General features: G+C 71.0%; 13 protein-coding genes. 3 read left to right on the forward strand and 10 right to left on the reverse strand.

Going from position 1 to position 13,610, the window contains the following annotated elements; all coding sequences use genetic code 11:
* Positions 1–178: 178 nt before the first annotated feature.
* Together C6361_RS02260 and C6361_RS02265 are read right to left on the reverse strand one after the other, a co-directional pair.
* The gene (locus C6361_RS02260) at positions 179–1,162 is read right to left on the reverse strand and encodes a serine hydrolase (protein WP_107266595.1); all 984 of its coding nucleotides are present in this window, start codon (positions 1,160–1,162) and stop codon (positions 179–181) included.
* Positions 1,163–1,265: 103 nt separating this feature from the next.
* Complete coding sequence (locus C6361_RS02265; protein ID WP_234359278.1) at positions 1,266–2,687, reverse strand: glycosyltransferase 87 family protein; 1,422 nt, start codon at positions 2,685–2,687, stop codon at positions 1,266–1,268.
* Positions 2,688–2,962: 275 nt separating this feature from the next.
* On the opposite strand from C6361_RS02265, the gene C6361_RS02270 reads away from it, so the two are divergent.
* Positions 2,963–3,733, forward strand: coding sequence for a DUF899 family protein (locus tag C6361_RS02270; protein WP_107266597.1), 771 nt, complete (start codon positions 2,963–2,965; stop codon positions 3,731–3,733).
* 228 nt (positions 3,734–3,961) lie between these two features.
* On the forward strand, positions 3,962–5,530 hold the full coding sequence (locus C6361_RS37950; protein WP_234359279.1) for a cellulose-binding protein: 1,569 nt from the start codon (positions 3,962–3,964) through the stop codon (positions 5,528–5,530).
* A 197-nt stretch (positions 5,531–5,727) separates the two neighbouring features.
* Here the strand turns inward: C6361_RS37950 and C6361_RS02280 are convergent, their stop codons facing one another.
* The 6 genes from C6361_RS02280 to C6361_RS38805 all read right to left on the reverse strand — a co-directional run bounded on the left by C6361_RS02280 (position 5,728) and on the right by C6361_RS38805 (position 11,277).
* Positions 5,728–6,306 carry a dihydrofolate reductase family protein gene (locus tag C6361_RS02280; protein WP_107259309.1) on the reverse strand — a complete coding sequence of 193 codons (579 nt, stop codon included), beginning with the start codon at positions 6,304–6,306 and terminating at the stop codon, positions 5,728–5,730.
* Positions 6,303–7,502: an RNA polymerase sigma factor gene (locus tag C6361_RS02285; RefSeq protein ID WP_107266599.1), complete on the reverse strand. Its 1,200-nt coding sequence runs from the start codon at positions 7,500–7,502 to the stop codon at positions 6,303–6,305. Before C6361_RS02285 ends, C6361_RS02280 begins: the two co-directional genes overlap by 4 nt.
* Positions 7,503–7,521: 19 nt before the next feature.
* A complete protein-coding gene (locus C6361_RS02290; RefSeq protein WP_107259306.1) occupies positions 7,522–7,875 on the reverse strand; it encodes a YciI family protein in 354 nt (117 codons plus the stop codon).
* A gap of 39 nt (positions 7,876–7,914) precedes the next feature.
* Positions 7,915–8,328, reverse strand: coding sequence for a DUF6069 family protein (locus tag C6361_RS02295; RefSeq protein ID WP_107266600.1), 414 nt, complete (start codon positions 8,326–8,328; stop codon positions 7,915–7,917).
* Between the two features lie 232 nt (positions 8,329–8,560).
* Positions 8,561–11,158 carry a rifamycin-inactivating phosphotransferase gene (gene rph, locus C6361_RS02300; protein WP_107266601.1) on the reverse strand — a complete coding sequence of 866 codons (2,598 nt, stop codon included), beginning with the start codon at positions 11,156–11,158 and terminating at the stop codon, positions 8,561–8,563.
* Positions 11,155–11,277, reverse strand: a complete 123-nt coding sequence (locus C6361_RS38805; protein ID WP_255416201.1) for a hypothetical protein — start codon at positions 11,275–11,277, stop codon at positions 11,155–11,157. Before C6361_RS38805 ends, rph begins: the two co-directional genes overlap by 4 nt.
* Positions 11,278–11,410: 133 nt before the next feature.
* Between C6361_RS38805 and C6361_RS39110 the strand changes: the two genes are divergently transcribed.
* On the forward strand, positions 11,411–11,755 hold the full coding sequence (locus tag C6361_RS39110) for a hypothetical protein (protein WP_199853209.1): 345 nt from the start codon (positions 11,411–11,413) through the stop codon (positions 11,753–11,755).
* A gap of 85 nt (positions 11,756–11,840) precedes the next feature.
* Here C6361_RS39110 and C6361_RS02310 read toward each other — a convergent pair whose 3' ends face one another.
* Together C6361_RS02310 and C6361_RS02315 are read right to left on the reverse strand one after the other, a co-directional pair.
* Complete coding sequence (locus tag C6361_RS02310; protein WP_234359280.1) at positions 11,841–12,362, reverse strand: GNAT family N-acetyltransferase; 522 nt, start codon at positions 12,360–12,362, stop codon at positions 11,841–11,843.
* Between the two features lie 76 nt (positions 12,363–12,438).
* Entirely contained in the window at positions 12,439–13,578 is a 1,140-nt protein-coding gene (locus C6361_RS02315) for a low temperature requirement protein A (protein WP_159079145.1), read from the reverse strand.
* Positions 13,579–13,610 lie beyond the last annotated feature (32 nt).

Raw genomic sequence — 13,610 nt, forward strand, 5'->3', positions numbered from 1 at the left:
GACGTCACCGCGCGGCGACCGTGCTGACGTCACGACGCGGGTTTGCCGGCTGACGTCACGACGCGGGTTTGCCCTTCTCGGCCGTGGCGGTGATCGTGGCGCCACGGCGGCGCGGTGCCCTGGGGGAGCGAGGCAGCGCCGGAGGCCGACCGAGCGGGGTGTTCGGGCCGCGCGACCGTCAGGTGACCGCCGGCAGGACGACCCGCTCCAGCAGCGTCACCGGGGTGCGCCACTGGTCCGGGGCGTTGTAGTTGCCGGCGGTGACCGCCACGGTGAGGTCCAGGTCGGGCAGCACGAAGAGGCGTTGGCCACCGTTGCCGCTGCCGGAGACCATTCGGTGGCCCGAGACGGTCTCGACATACCACTGGTATCCGTACCCGGCGCCCCAGGTGGTCTCCAGGCGGGGGCGGAGCATCTCGTCGATCCAGCCGGCGGGGACGAGCTGCCGGCCCTGCCACGCCCCTCCGCCGAGTACCAGCTCGCCGATCCTGGCCAGCGCGCGCGGCGTGAGCCGGAGACCGGAGGCGGCCGAGGCCACCCCGTCCGGACCCCTCATCCACTCGATGTCGTGGATCTCCAGCGGTGTGAACAGGGCCGCCCGGCCATACTCCGTCAGCGACCGCCCGGTCCCGTCGGCGATGAGCCGGCCGAGCAGCGCCGCCGCGCCTCCGCAGTAGTGCCAGCGGAGACCGGGTGGCTCGACGACCGGCCGCTCCAACACGTACCGGTACCGGTCCGGCGCCAGCTCCATGGCGATCTCGGCGTTGTCCGGATCGTCGTACGGCAGATCCTCGCGCCACTGCAGCCCGAGCGACATCGTCAGCGCGTGCTCGACGGTGAGCCGGGCCCGGGCCGGATCGGCCGCCAGGTCGGGATATTCCGGGAACTGTCCCAGCAGCGGCGCCGTGACCTCGGGAACCAGGCCGTCACCGAGGGCGATGCCGTAGAGCAGCGCGGTGACGCTCTTGCTGATCGACCGGACGTCGTGCAGCGTCTCCGGCCCGAACTCGACGACGCCGAGCGAGGTGCCCCAGGCGAAGTCCTCGCCCGTGCCGTAGTACTCCAGCAGGGTCTCACCGCCCCGGACCGCCACGGCCGCGTGCAGGCCCTCGAGCGCGCCCTCCCGGAGCGGCTCGGCCAGCCGGTCGTGCGGCTCCGTCACCGGGCACCTCCCTGGCGGAGCGGCGTCGCGCGCACGGTCCGGTGCGGCCTCGGCCGGCGACGACGTCCGTCGGGGTGGGTGGGGAGAGTCACGCCGCCGAACGTTACCGGACTCCGCGCCGGCCCGCGGGCCACCGACCGGCTACCCGAACCCGGCCGGACGCCCGATCGCTCCGATGTGGACGGTGCGCTGCCTCCTCGGCGGGTGCCGGTTCGGGTGGGAGCGGCTCGGCGTCGGGCGAGTCCGGCGCACCGGGCCGTCGGAGAGCACCGGGTGGCCCGGCGGCGCGGTGGACCGGACCGCGCCGCCCGGCCCGCCACAGGTGGACCGGGAGGTAACCGAGCCCGGCGAGGCCGACCAGCACGTAGAGGTTGCTGTAGAGCAGGCCCCAGCCCCGGAAGTGCAGGTCCCAGCCGTGCAGGCCGGCGAGCACCCAGCCGGTGCCGCCGACGAAGACGAGCCAGGCCAGGCCGGCGGCGGCGAGCCCGAGCCGGCTGCGCGCCCGCCGGGAGCGTACGGCCAGCAGCGCCAGCGCGGGTACGCACCAGACCCAGTGGTGGTGCCACGAGACGGGGGAGACCAGCACACCGGTCGTGGCGCAGGCGAGGACGCCGAGCAACTGCTCCCCGACCCGGGCGCAGTACGCCGCGACCGCCATCCCGAGCGCGGCGACGGATACGGCCAGCACGAGCCAGCCGGTCCCCGGCTCGGCGGAGTCGGTCAGCCGGGTCAGCGCACCGGCCAGCGACTGGTTCAGGATCGTCCGGGGATCGGCGGTGACCCGGGCGGTGTCGAAGAGCGCGCCCGTCCAGAACCGTACCGAGTCCTCCGGCCGCCAGGCGAACCCGAGCGCCACCGTGCCGGCGAAACCGGCGAGCGCGGTACCGGCGGCCCGGAACCGGCCGGTGACCAGCAGGTACACCACGAAGACCAGCGGAGTGAGCTTGATCCCGGCGGCGATTCCCACTCCGAGGCCGGACCAGCGCCGCCGGGGGTCGCCGGTCAGGTCGAGCAGTACGAGCAGCATCAGGAAGAGCCCGACCTGTCCGGCCTGGAGGTGCCCGGAGACCGGGAACATCGGCAGCGCGACAGCCGCGCCGGCCAACGTCGCCAGCGCCCGCCGCTCGGCCGGCACGCCCGCCGCCCGGAGTGTCACCCGGAGCGCCGCCAGCAGTGCGAGGACCGAGGCGAGGGTCCAGAGCCCGACGGCGACGGGCACGCCGAGCGGTACGAGCGGCTGGAACAGCAGGGCGGCGAATGGCGGATAGGTGAAGCCGAGCGCGATTCCGTCCGTACCCCGATGGGTTGCCTGGTAGAGGGCGCCGTCGGCGGAGGCGGCGGCGGAGGCCCCCGAGTGGTACGTCGCCAGGTCCCCCCAGAAGCTCCCGGTCGCCTGCTGCACGGCCACCGCGGCGGCGGCGACCAGCAGGGGGAGCACGACCAGACCGACCCTCGGGTACGCCGGGCGGCGCGGCGGCGAAGGCCGGACCTCGGCCGCGTCGGCGCCCAGATAGGTGCTGGTCACGGCGCTCCTCCGCATCCACCGAGCCGGTCGTCCGGATCCGGGGCCGGGCAGCGGTAAGGAGAAAAGTAACGATCTCTCCTCTACCGTTCCTGGACCGAACCTCGATCACGCGCGGTTCCGGCCGCGAAGCGCGGACTGCTCCGCGTTCCGCCGGTGGAGCGCGTCGGGCCACCGAGTGGCGTCGGCGGCGGGCGCGGGTGGTCGGGAGTGGACTCGCGCCTCGGGACCGGTCGGAGGTGTTGTGCCGGACTCTCCGACTCGGCTAGACAGATCACATGACGGAATCACCCGGAGCTGAGCACCCACTGCCACGGATCGTCGACCGGCAGACCTGGCAGGCGCGGATCGACGAACTCCGGGTCAAGGAGAAGGCGCACACCAGGGCCGGGGACGCCCTGGCCGCCGAACGCCGTCGGCTGCCGATGGTCGAGGTCGATCCGCAGACTCCGCTGCTCGGAGCCGACGGTCCGACACCATTGATCGACATCTTCGGCGGCCGGTCCCAACTGATTGCCTACTTCCAGATGTGGCACACCGGTCGACCTGCGGCCGAGCAGTGCGAGGGCTGCACCTTCTCCACCACCCACATCGACGAGTTGTCCTACCTGCACTCCCGGGACGTCAGCTATGCCACCCTCTGCCAGGGGCCGTACGAGGAGAGTTCGCGCTATCGCGACTTCATGGGCTGGACGATCCCCTGGTACTCGGTGCCGTCCGAGTCGGTGGACCGGTTGGTCGCGAACCGGCACTTCGGCATTCTGGTCAGCTATCTCCGGGACGACGACAGGGTCTACGAGACCTACTGGACCACCGGTCGCGGCAACGAGGTGATGGCACCGTCGTACGGGCTGCTGGATCTGACCGTCTACGGCCGGCAGGAGTTCTGGGAGGACTCGCCGGAGGGTTGGCCGCAGCGGTGGGACGCCCGGGGCGGCCAGTTCCGGCTGGACGGCCGACCGACCGCGCAGTGGTCCCGGATCGGGGCCGGGCGCGACGACGACCTCGGCACCTCGGCCGATGCCCGGCACCAGCCGCACCAGCACTGAGTACGCGTCGAGAGCTGGCAGTCGTTCCCGCCGGGCAACGGCGGGCGGGGGAGTGTGCGGACGCCGCCGTGTTATCGTCCGCATAGACCTCTGTCGATGAATATGTGTTGACGGAGCATCCTGCTGGCCAGATTTACCGTGGCCGACACCTCCCACCACCCGCAGGAGAGGAAAGCTCAGGTGATCATCCGTCCAGGTCGTTTCAGAATCCGTTCGACGGTCGTGGCGGTGGCGGTCGCGGCCCTCGCGGTCGGTGGAGCGGTGACCGTGGTGACCCAGACCACGACCCCCGCCCTCGCTGCCGCCGCACCGGTGGAAGACGAGGGCGCCGACTGTTCGGTGTCGCTTCCCGGCTCGCTGACCGCCAACTCCCGGCTCCCCGACCCGTTCCGAAGGCTCGACGGCTCGCGCATCTCCAGCAGGGCAGACTGGCGGTGCCAACGCGCACAGCTCAAGGAGATGGTCGAGCGTTACGTCTACGGCGACAAGCCGGCCAAACCGGCGACGGTGACGGGTACGGTCTCCAGCAGCAGCATCACGGTGAACGTGTCGCACAACGGCAGGAGTTCCAGCTTCTCGGCCAGTGTCCAACTGCCCAGCGGTACCGGCCCCTTCCCGGCGGTCGTCGTGCTGGGCGGCTTCGGTGCCGACACGGCCGCCATCCGAGCCGCGGGTGCCGCCGTCATCAACTACGACCCCTACCTGGTCGGTCGGGAGGGGACGCCCCGGAACAACAAGCAGGGCGCCTTCTACAGCATCTACGGCAACACGAGCAGTACCGGCCTGCTGGCCGCCTGGTCGTGGGGCGTGAGCCGGATCATCGACGTCATCGAGTCCTCCGGCGGCAACACCCTGCGGGCCGACGCGATGGGCGTCACGGGCTGCTCCCGGTTCGGAAAGGGCGCCTTCGCCGTCGGCGCCCTCGACCAGCGCATCGCGCTCACCATGCCGATCGAGTCCGGCAGTGCCGGTGTTCCCATCTTCCGTGGCATCCCGGGGGAGGGCGCCCAGAGCCTGAGCAGCGCCTACGGCGAACAGCCGTGGCTCGGCGACGGTTTCGGCTCCTTCACCGGCAGCCCGAACAACCTTCCGGTCGACACCCACGAGATCGTCGCGATGGTCGCCCCGCGAGGACTCTTCATCATGGACAACCCGCACATCGCCAACCTGGGCCCCAGGTCCGCGAGCGTGGCGGCCCTGGGCGGAGCGCAGGTCTACCAGGCCCTCGGTGCCGGCGACAACATCACGTACTGGTCGGACGTCCAGGACGGCAGCCACTGCGCGAACCGGTCCGAATGGCGGACCCCGCTCCAGCAGCACATCCAGAAGTTCCTGCTCAAGACGGGCAACGCCCCGGGCACGATGCGGATCGCCAGCAAGGCGGCCGGCAACCTGGCGCAATGGCGGGACTGGCAGACGCCGACCCTCACCGACGGCCCGAACACTCCGCCGCCGACCGGCCCCACACCGACGACTCCGCCCGCGACCACCCCGCCGCCGACCACCCCGCCGCCGACCGGTGACAGCTGCACCGCGTCGATCACCCCCGGCACGGTGTGGGGTGACCGGTACAACACCTCGGTGACCGTCAGCGGGGCCAGTGCCTGGACCGTCGTCGTGAACATCACCGCGCCGCAGAGGGTCTCGACCACCTGGAGCGGCACCTTCAGCTGGGACAGCAGCGGAAGCGTGATGACCGTACGGTCCAACGGCAGCGGCAACACGTTCGGCTTCACCACCATGACGAACGGGAACAGCTCGGCCCGACCACAGATCAGATCCTGCACCGCCGGCTGACCGCCGCCGGCCGACAGCAACCCACCACCGGCCGTGCGTGGCGACCCCGGTCACCACGCACGGCCACGATTCCAGCGGGAGCCGCACCTCACGATCCGCGCGGTCACCCTGCCGGCATCCGTGGCCCGTCCGGCGCGGCATCGGCGACAGAACCGCTGACGAGCACTCCCGGCGTCGGAGGGGCGCTCCCGGCGGCGTCAGCGATGCAGGGTGGGCCGGTAGACGAGCTGCTGGGTGCGGCCGTCGAGCGTCCGGCTCTCGATCAGTTCGAGGTCGAAGTCGGCCGCACCCTGGAAGATCGGCTCCGTCCCGGTCCGACCGGTGATCACCGGGAAGATCGTCACCTGGACGCGGTCGACCAGACCGGCGGCCATCAGCGCCCGGTTCATCGACAGGCTGCCGTGCGATCGCAGCGGCACCTCGGATTCCTTCTTCAGCCGGGCGACGACGTCGACGGCGTCACCGCGCGCGACGGTCGCGTCCGGCCAGTCGAGGGGTCCCTCCAGGGTGCGCGACACCACCGTCGCCGGAAGGTTCCGCATCCGGGTGACCCAGGGGTCCCGTACCTCGGACTCCTCGGTGCTCGCGGCCAGCATCCGAGCGAACACCCGGTACGTCTCGGCCCCGAAGACCATCCGCTGCTCCTCGCTGTACTGGGCGAGGCGGTGGTCGAGCAGCTCGGGACCCTGCTTACCCCAGTAGCCGCCCCAGTTGCCGCTGGTGGTGCCGAAGCCGTCGAGGCTGGCGAAGACGTCGAAGGTGTAGCTGGCGGTCATGATGGTCTCCTGGTGCGGCTGAGTTCGGTCTGACGGGTTTGCAGGAAGGCCCGCTCGGTCTCGTTGGTGGCCAGTGCCATGGCCTCGTCGTAGGCGGCTCGGGCCTCCGCCTCGCGTCCGAGCCGGGCCAGCAGTTCGGCCCGGGTGGCCGGCAGCCGGTGGTAGCCCGGAAGGTCGAGGTCCTCCAACGCGGCGAGGGCCACCGCCGGTCCGTGCACCTCGGCGACGGCGACCGCACGGTTGAGCGCGACGACCGGGGTCGGCACGAGCGCGAGGAGCTGGTCGTAGAGTGCCAGGACCTGCCGCCAGTCGGTGCTGGCGCCGTCGGTGTGCACCGCGCTGATCGCGGCCTGGATCTGGTACGGGCCGGGCCGGTTGCGCCGCAGGCAACGGCGGACCAGGTCGTGACCCTCGGCGATGAGCGCCCGGTTCCACAGCGACCGGTCCTGGTCGGCCAGCAGCACCAGTTCGCCGGTCGGGTCGAGCCGGGCCGGGCGGCGCGCCTCGGTCAACAACAGCAGGGCGAGCAGGCCGAGGACCTCCGGCTCGTCCGGCATCAACGCGGCGAGTTCACGGGCGAGCCGGATCGCCTCGGCGCACAGGTCCGTTCTGATCAGCGGTCCGGCGGTGGACGCGTAGCCCTCGTTGAACATCAGGTAGAGCACGGTGAGTACGGGCGGCAGCCGGTCCGGCAGCTCGTGTTCGGCGGGTACCCGGTAGGGGATGCCGGCGTCCCGGATCTTCTTCTTGGCGCGCACGATCCGCTGGGCGACCGTCGCCTCCTGGATCAGGTAGGCCCGGGCGATCTCCGGTACTTCGAGGCCGCCGAGCAGGCGGAGCGTGAGGGCGGTCCGGGCGTCCGGGGCGAGCGCCGGGTGACAACAGGTGAAGATGAGTCGCAACTGGTCGTCTTTCACCGGTCCCACCTCCTGGGGTTCGTCCTGTTGGTGCAGCAGCAGGGCCTGGGCGTACCGGGCCTCGCGGGTCGATTCCCGGCGGAGCCGGTCGACGGCCCGGTTCCGGGCGGTGGTGACGATCCAGGCGCCCGGGTTCGGTGGCGGGGTCTGCCACTTCTGCACCGCTGTGGTGAAGGCGTCCTGGACCGCCTCCTCGGCGAGGTTGATGTCACCGAGGAGGCGGGCCAGGGTGGCGACGCAGCGGCCGTACTCCGCGCGGTAGATGCTCGCCAGGTCCATGTCGGCTGACCGGCCCCGTTCAGGCCTGGGACAGGTCGTCGAAGGGGCGTACCTCGACCGGCCCGCAGGCCGCCGCGCACTTCTCGGCCCAGGCCAGCGCCTGGTCCAGATCCGCACACTTGATGACCCAGAATCCGGCGATGTGCTCCTTCGTCTCGGCGAACGGCCCGTCGCTCATCGTGGTGGTGCCGTTCTCGACCCGTACGACGGTGGCGCTCTCCGGCGACCGGAGTCCTCCGGCGAAGACCCAGGCGCCCGCGGCCTGGAGTTCGTCGTTGATCCGGTCGGTTTCCCTGAACATGGTCTGCATCTCCTCGTCGGTCGGCGTCGGTGCGCCCTCGACGAAATGCACGGACAGCAGGTACTGCTTCATGACGGTCCTCCGGTAGCTCGTTAGGTGGATGGCGACAGGTCAGGCGGCCAGGCGGCGCGCCACGGCGGGGATCACGATCGCGGCCGCGACCAGGTGGGTGAGCATCAGCAGCGCCTTGGTGGCCACCCCGGCGTCGACGATCACGTCCGGCACCAGCGACAGGACGGTCAACACCACCGTGGTGCGGACGAACGTGCGCCGCGGACGCCGGGCGAAACGGGACAGCAGCGCGGCCATGACCACGCCGATCAGCGAGAAGACGGCGGTCAGCATGCCGAACCCGCTGACCGGGATCGGGGCGCCGCTCATATCGAGGCTGATCCCGGCCGCATGCCCGGCGGCCGCGACGGCCATGGTGGCGGCGCTCGCGGCGACCGTGGCGATGACGCCGGTGCGGATCACCGTACCGACGGTCGAGGTGGTGGCGCGGGTCGGGTTGACAGTGCTGGTCATCGTGCCCTCCAGTGGCGGTGGACCGGCTCCGTGCCGGCCTCTCACCAGGGCTACGAAAAGGATCAAGCCCAATCGACAGGCCGCCCCAGATCTTTTCGAAGAAATTCGAGTCCGGCGTCCGTCAGGGCGATATCGGGCAATAACGGACGGTCCCACGATAGGCCGCCGACGACCCGGCCACGACCAGCCGCGCGGCGGTCGTGGCCGGCTCGACCCTGCGCGACCCGGTCGGTCAGGGCAGGATCTCGACGTACCCGTCGGCCCCGTGCACCCGGATCCGCTGCCCGTCCCGGATGAGCCGGGTCGCGTCGACCACACCCACGACGGCCGGCAGGCCGTACTCCCGGGCGATCACCGCGCCGTGGGTCATCAGGCCGCCCACCTCGGTCACCAGGCCCGTGATCGCGACGAACAGGGGCGACCAGCTCGGATCGGTGTAGGCCGTGACCAGGATGTCACCGGCCTCGAGGTCGGCCTGCGCCAGGTCGAGGATGACCCGGGCCCGCCCCTCGACGGTCCCGGTGGAAACCGGCAGGCCGACCAGGGCACCGGCCGGCACGTCGTCGCGCCGGTACGTCCCGACGACCGCCTCGCCGTCCGAGGTGAGCACCCGGGGCGGCGTGAGCGCCTGGTACGACCGGAACGCCTCCCTGCGCTGCTCGATGAGCCGCTCGTCCACTCGATTCGCGCGCACGACGTCGTGCAGTTCCTGGAACGTGAGATAGAAGATGTCCTCCGGCGCGCTGAGCACGTCGGCCCGCACGAGGCGCTCCGCCTCGGCCAGCAACGCCTGCTTGTAGACGAAGTAGCGGCTGACGATGCCGTACTTCGGGTACTCCCGGTACCCGATGAAGGTCCGGACCCGGTCGATCATCCGCTTCGTCTCGTCGGCCTTCCGCGCCCCGTCCGGCAGGTCCCGCAAGCGTGCGAGTACCTCCTGTTCCTTCTGCTGTGCCGCCCGCCGCCCGTGCTCGAAGCGCCGCCCGGCGGCGCCCGGCTCGAAGTTGCGGACGTTGTCGAGGATCAGCGGCACGAGGGTGCTGGGGCGTTCTCTCCAGCGCGGCCGGGTGATGTCGATCTCGCCGACGCAGCGCATGCCGTAACGGTCGAGGTACGCCTCGATGGCGTCCCGCGCCTCGTTCCCACCCGCGAGCTTCGGCAGCTCGTCCAGGAAACCCTCGTCCTCGACGCCCTGGAGGAACGCGACCACCTCCGGGTACGGGCGGATCACGTCGGCGACGTCGAGCAGCGCCAGCCCCATCTCCGAGGTGACGTTGTTGGGAGCGGAGAGGGTCAGGGTGTCGGCCGCGTTCTTCTCGCCCAGCCACTCCTGCAACCGGTCGTTGAGCCACCAGGTGGCCTCCATGCCCGCCATGATCGCCTGCATGCTCAGCGGATCGCCGAGAACCCGCTTGTGATCCTGGAACGCCTCCAGCAGGAAGTCGAAGAGCGCGGCTCCGCTCTTCGTGCGGATCTCGTGCCGCAGCGCGGCGATGGACGCCTCGCTCCGCTCGATCAGCTCGGTGACGATGGCCGGATCGGTCTCGATCGGGGCGGGCGCGCCGCCGGCCGGCGGTCCGGCGGGCTCCGCCTCCGGGACGGGCGGGAGGAAGTCGTCGCGGTCGAGGACGGTCTCCAGTGCGTCCCTGGTCAACGGATCGGCTCGCTGCATGGCTTCCAGGATGCCGGCGCGGCTGGCGGCCGAGCCGAGCCTCGGGGTGACGTCGACGAACAGCCGCCCGCCGGCCTCGTGCATCGGTGCCATCGCCGTCAGCTGCCACATCGAGTACCCCAGGGGCCTCATCGGGTCGGTCATCATCTGCTGGTGGCCGACCGAGAGGTAGACGCGGTTCTGCGCGTCCGGGGCCGCGGGGATGGGAAACAGCGTGGTGATCGGCCGGCTCTGGACGATCTGGAAGTCCTCGTCGACCAGGCACCATTCGATGTCCTGCGGGCGGCCGAAGTGCGCCTCGATCCGCCGCCCGAGCCGTACGAGCCGCACCACCTGCGCATCCGTCAGCGCCGGCTGCTCCTGCCGCTGCGGGTCGATCGTCACCTCCTCGGTACCGCCCGCCGGCAGGGCGTGCACGGCACGCTTCTTCGCCGCGATCACCCGCTCGACGATCTCGCCGTCGCGCACCTTGAAGACGTCCGGGTTCACCAGGCCGGAGACCAGGGCCTCGCCGAGGCCGAAGCTGGCGTCCACGGTGGCGACCCTCCGGTTGCCGGTGACGGGGTCGGCCGTGAAGAGGATGCCCGCCGTGCGCGGGAAGACCATCCGCTGTACGACCACGGCCATCGTGACCGTACGGTGGTCGACGCCGTTGCGCTGCCGGTAGGTCACCGCCCGCTCGGTGAACAACGATGCCCAGCACCGGCTGACGTGCTGGAGGATCGCGGCCGGCCCCACGACGTTCAGGTACGTGTCCTGCTGACCGGCGAAGGAGGCCGTCGGCAGGTCCTCGGCCGTCGCGCTGGATCGGACGGCGTAGGCCGCTTCCGGGCCGAACCGGGCGAGGGCGCGGGTGATCGCAGTCGCGAGATCATCGGGGATGGCGATTCCCTCGATGGTCCGGCGGATCTCCGCGCTGAGCGTACGGATCGTCTCCCGATCGTCCGGCTTCGACCGGGAGAGCCGATCGAGCCGATCGCCGATCGAGGGCGCCTCCGCCATGATCCGCCGGAAGGCATCCGTCGTCACACAGAAGCCGGCCGGCACCCGGACACCCTCGATCCGGGAGAGCTCGCCCAGGTGCGCGCCCTTGCCACCGACGGTCGCGACCCGCGTCGCGTCAACCTCTCGAAGATCCACAACGTACTGCTCGGTCACCGCGACACCTCCGAGGCGGCCGTGCCGCGCCGCACCGCACCGGCCGACCGGAGCACCGACGAGTCGGCGGGGCGTACCGCCGGTTCGACGGCACCGCGTCTGCTGAACTTCGTTGACAACACCCGCACCTCGGGCCCCCATTTCCGCAGGTTGTGGCTCGGCCGACGATTCTGCGCCAGGACCCGGGTCTTGCCGCAAGCCCCCCGGTGCGGTATACGTTAAGAGTGGCAGGGAGAGATCTCCCTGCCATCGTTGCTTTCTCGTCCCGTTCTTTGCTGGCCCGATCCTCTCGTTGCGGCCCGTTCTTCTGCCCGCCCGTCGCACCCGACAATCTTCTGTCGGTCCCCCTGTCGGGTCGGTCGGTCAGGGACGCAGCAGTGTCTTGATCGCGCGGCGTTCGGTCATCGCCCGGTAGACCACCCCACCGTCGGCCGCCTCGACCTCGGCTTCGAAGCCATGCCGCTACCCGCCGACCCCGGGCTGACGATCACCGCCTACAGCGTCCAGCCCGGCACCCCGACCCACGAAGCCCTCCCGCCTGCTGGCGAGCTGCGAAGCGAGTCCCGCCGATGCCCGTACCGCCCCGGCAAACCCTGACACGCTCTCCTCCGGCTGACCACGGTTCGGCCGGAACGGCGGTCGGCTGTGGAGGTCGCGGAGGACCTGACCGGTGTCGTCCTGGCTACGCCAGGCGTGCCGCGTAGACGCGTACCGGTAGCCCCGACCGGGAGGTGGTGGCCCGTTCGAAGCGCAGGCCGATCTTCTCGGCGACCCGTTGCGACGGCGTGTTGTCGGGATGGACTATCGCGATGAGCCGTTCGACGCCCAACCGGTCGCGGGCATGGTCGCGGCAGGCGATCGCGGCCTCCGTGGCGTATCCGTGACCCTGTAGATCACCCCGGACGTGGTAGCCCACCTCGATGTCGATCGTCCCGTCGATCTCCTGCGGCGTCAGACCGCAGTCGCCGACGAACTCGCCGGTCTCCCGCAACCTGAGGGTCCACAGACCGAAGCCCTCCCGCTGGTACAGGTCCTGGTTCCACCTGATCCAGCCCAGCGCCTCGGCGCGATCCTTCGCACGCGGGTAGTACCGCATCACGTCCGCGTCACCGAGCAGCGCGGCCATGTCGTCGAGGTCGTCGACCGTCATCTCGGCGAACGCCAGCCGTTCGGTGTCCGCGGGCGTACGCCGACCCAGGTCCACGGAGCCTCCTCGCCACCGGGGCGGGCCCGCCACCGGCTGTCCCCGGAAACCTAAGGTACGGCATCGGGTGCCGGCGTCACTCCTGCGCGACCGGGCCCCGGTCCATCTCGTCCCGGAAGGTGTTCCCGGGGTCGGCATTGCGGTGCCGGAAGATCTCCTCCATCGCGGCGAGCCCGCCCACGAGCAGGATCAGCAGCCCGAGGGCGGCGATGGCGGGGAGGAGTGCCATCAGCGGCAACAGGCTGAAGCAGGCGACGGCCACGCCGAGCCGCCGCCAGGCGATCTTCCGGTCGATCCGCCAGTGTGTGTAGGTGAAGGTGCCCAGGAAGAGGGCACAGCCGCCGACGAGCCGGGTCATCTCGCTGTCGGTCAGCAACTCGGCCGGGGCCATCACGACGTCGGCCAGGCCGTCGGCGATCGCGATGATTGCCAGGCTGAACAGCAGGTGGCAGTAGATCAGGATCGCCCGCCGCAGCCGCGCCTGCTCCTGGCCCCCGGACCGCTCCAGCGCGGACCGGAAGGCGTGCACGCCGTAGCCGAAGTACGTCCACCAGAGGGCCGCGATCAGGGCGTACCCGGCCGCCATGGCCAGCAGCCGGGTGGCCGTCAGCGGCTGCTCGACGGCCGCCGCCCCGAGCCGGATCACCGACTCGCCGAGTACGAGAATGATCAACAGTCCGTAGCGGTGCGCGTAGTGCCGTGGCTGCACCCGGACCAGCTGTACCGTCCGGGCGGCCAACCACGGGCTCAACACGTCGAGGGCGGCGGCGACCGCCCAGAGCACGATCCGGGTCGTGCCCTGGGAGAGCGCACCGGCCAGCAGCAACGGGGCAGTCGCCACGACCACCCCGTGCGGGCTGAGGAAGAAGGCCCGCCAGCGGGGGAGATTGCGCAGCGAGACGACGCCGAGCAGGATCCGGGCGCCCAGCGCGGCGCCGACGAAGAGCAGACCACGGTCGCCGTACGCCTCGGGAACGGTCATCGCCAGCAGCACGCTGGCGAAGCCGAGCGTGAGTATCACGATCCGGCCGGACACCATGCTGACGTTCTGCTGGTCGGTGTAGAGACCGGCGCCGCCCCAGATCCAGTAGACCGACACGAAGAGGATCAGGGCCTTGCCGACACCCGCCCAGGTGTGGTCGTCGTGCAGTACGTGCGAGAACTGGGTGAGCGCGAAGACGAAGGCCAGATCGAAGAAGAGTTCCTCCCACGTCACACCCTTGTCGCTCGGCTGCTCAGGAGGGCACC

This window comes from Plantactinospora sp. BC1 (genome assembly GCF_003030345.1).
GTDB lineage: Bacteria > Actinomycetota > Actinomycetes > Mycobacteriales > Micromonosporaceae > Plantactinospora.